This window comes from Shinella sp. 838, assembly GCF_029623935.1.
Lineage (GTDB): Bacteria > Pseudomonadota > Alphaproteobacteria > Rhizobiales > Rhizobiaceae > Shinella.
Genome location: NZ_JARSBQ010000059.1, coordinates 1 through 1,393 on the forward strand (window position 1 = coordinate 1; position 1,393 = coordinate 1,393).

General features: G+C 58.7%; 3 pseudogenes. 2 read left to right on the plus strand and 1 reads right to left on the minus strand.

The features are described 5' to 3' along the window. Positions 1–370: 370 nt before the first annotated feature. A pseudogene (locus P9A16_RS35530) lies at positions 371–628 on the minus strand (ATP-binding protein); the annotation flags it as partial. Between the two features lie 50 nt (positions 629–678). Here P9A16_RS35530 and P9A16_RS35535 point away from each other — a divergent pair. Together P9A16_RS35535 and P9A16_RS35540 are read left to right on the plus strand one after the other, a co-directional pair. Next, positions 679–933 (plus strand): annotated as a pseudogene (locus P9A16_RS35535) (IS6 family transposase); the annotation flags it as partial. A gap of 349 nt (positions 934–1,282) precedes the next feature. Beyond that, positions 1,283–1,393 (plus strand): annotated as a pseudogene (locus P9A16_RS35540) (IS5/IS1182 family transposase); the annotation flags it as partial.

Consider the following 1,393-nt stretch of genomic DNA (forward strand, 5'->3'; position numbering starts at 1 on the left):
GAAACAGGAAACGACAGCTTCCGCTTCAAGGCCAGCTCGGCCGCAGCAGCTCAGAAGAGAGGAGAAAAGGCCAATCCCTTGACCAAAGCCTGATCAGAAAACCATACTCAGAGGTGGCTCACTTCTCGGTGGAAAAACCGGCTCAGTTCCGCGTGGAAACCAACAGCAGGGTGTAGGGCTACTGACAATGAGCAGCCCGCTTGCTCCCTATGCACAACGGAAATACTCGATTGTCAACCGGCGCGGAATGTTGCCCCCTTTTGTCGGTGTCCAATCTTCACCCCCATGTAGACGATCAGTGCTTGGCCTGCCCTGCGCTGACCGGGGTTGCAGAGGGTAGGCCAAGTGCGGGTGATGGGTATCTTCGGCTTTAGCTTTGAGAGCGGTTTTTGAAGCGCCAGGACTCGTTTCCTGGTTCCACGATCTCGCAGTGGTGGGTCAGGCGGTCGAGCAGCGCTGTCGTCATCTTGGCATCACCAAACACGGACGGCCATTCACCGAAGGCAAGGTTCGTGGTGGCGATGATCGAGGTGCGCTCGTAGAGCCTGCTGATCAGGTGGAATAGGAGCTGACCACCGGCCTGCGCGAACGGCAGATAGCCGAGTTCGTCGAGGATGATGAAGTCGAGGGGAGGCGTCGCCTTAACCGGCTGGTGCGGATCGAGGCAAGTCTATCGGCATGACTGACGATGCGTCCGCCCGATACAAACGCCACCGCTTTCCAGCCGAGATCATCGCGCATGCGGTATGGCTCTGTTACCGGTTCCCGCTGAGCCTGCGCGATATCGAAGACCTGCTTGCCGAGCGCGGCATTGCCGTCTCGTTTCAGACCGTCTCAGAATGGACGACTAAGTTTGGCCTGAAATTCGCCCACCAACTCAAGCGGCGGTCGATCGGCAACTTCGCAGACAAATGGCATCTCGATGAGAGTGTGCCGCGAGGCGCCCACAGCAATGTGGGAGCCGAGCTGCGCGGAAGATGAGGGTAGGTCCCTCGAAGCCGACCGTCAGGGGTAGGTTTCAAACCACTGCAAGCTGCGACGGTAAAGAGCCGTGGTGGTGAGCGTTGCAGAAAAGGCGGCTCTTAGTCCGTCAGGTGAGGTTTAGAGAGACGAGCGCAAGCGAACCGCTGATGACGTGTCGAAAAGTGCAAGATGATGTCGAAACCGGGAGGAATTCGTTAGCCCGGGACGGGTCTGGGGGGCGCCCTGATTTCTGCCCAGGCGGCATCCGGCATGAAGGCGGCGTGACTCTTAACCAGGCTTTCGTGTGGAACGCGGTGAGATGTCTGATTTCTTTTGGTTTTCCGATGCGCAGTGGGAACGGATCGAACCGCTCCTGCCAACGGATGTGCGGGGCAAGCCGCGCGTGGACGATCGTCGCGTGTTGAGCGGA